The organism is Falsiroseomonas sp. RANM36 (assembly GCF_056682175.1).
Genome location: NZ_JBWXTD010000003.1, coordinates 69,822 through 70,379, shown reverse-complemented (window position 1 = coordinate 70,379; position 558 = coordinate 69,822). Strand labels below are relative to the sequence as shown.

Annotated in this window: 1 pseudogene; it reads left to right on the top strand. The window is 80.5% G+C overall.

Annotated elements, in window-relative coordinates:
• Positions 1-558: pseudogene (locus AC1MIR_RS05265) on the top strand (leucyl aminopeptidase); the annotation flags it as partial.

The following is a 558-nucleotide window of genomic DNA, read 5'->3' as shown; positions in this document are numbered from 1 at the left end:
GGCTCGGCGCCGGCCCGGCGCCGGATGCCGAGGCGGCGGGGGCCGCCGCCGCCGCGCTCTTCGCCGAGGCGCCGCATCTGGTGCTGGACGCGACCGGCCTGCCGGCCGCGACCGCGGCCGCGCGGGCGGCCGGGGCGGCGCTGCGCGCCTGGCGCTTCGATGTGCATCGCACGCGCGACATCAAGCCCGGCCTCGGCCGCCTGACCGTTCTGACGGAGGACGTGGCCGCGGCGAAGGCGTGCTGGGAGCATGCCGGCGCCGCCGTGCACGGCTGCCTCTTCGCGCGCGACCTGGTGGCGGAGCCGGCGAACCACCTGACGACGAAAAGCTTCGCGAAGCGGCTGGAGGGTCTCGCCGAGCACGGCATCCATGTGGACGTGCTGGGGCGCAAGCGGCTTGCGCGCGCCGGCTTCGGCGCGCTGCTCGCGGTGGGAGCGGGCGGGTCCACGCCGCCCAGGCTCGCGGTGCTGCGCTGGCGCGGCAGCATCGCGGCGCCCCCGGGCGGGGGGGGGGGGGCAGGGGCCCGCGGGGGCCCCCGGGGGCGGGGGCGGACGCCCC